The 255-nt window shown below is 54.9% G+C and carries 2 protein-coding genes; both read right to left on the bottom strand.

What is annotated here, in order from left to right; translation table 11 throughout:
* Window positions 1-120 (bottom strand): NAD(P)(+) transhydrogenase (Re/Si-specific) subunit beta (locus ACZ9XP_RS18045; protein ID WP_465188975.1); only part of this gene is annotated, 120 nt, incomplete at its 3' end.
* A 12-nt stretch (window positions 121-132) separates the two neighbouring features.
* A partial coding sequence (locus ACZ9XP_RS18040) for a proton-translocating transhydrogenase family protein (RefSeq protein WP_465188974.1) occupies window positions 133-255 on the bottom strand: 123 nt, incomplete at its 5' end.

Raw genomic sequence — 255 nt, 5'->3', positions numbered from 1 at the left:
CATGCCGATAATGCCGTAGCGGTTACCCTGAATCGCCGTGGTGGGCGAGGACAGGCCTTTCAGTGCCAGGATGAACAGCACGGCTGCCACCAGGTAAAGTACTGCGGATACGTTCTCCATCTGCTGTGCCCCTTATTTTTTCTTCTTCTTGAACATGTCGAGCATGCGCTGGGTGACCATGAAGCCACCGAAGATGTTGATACTGGCCAGGAAGATACCGATGGTGCCCAGCACCGATGTCACGGTGATCTGGCT

It is taken from the genome of Vogesella perlucida (genome assembly GCF_979366545.1).
Note: the sequence above shows the minus strand (reverse complement) of the source record. Positions and strands in the feature narration are given on the sequence as shown.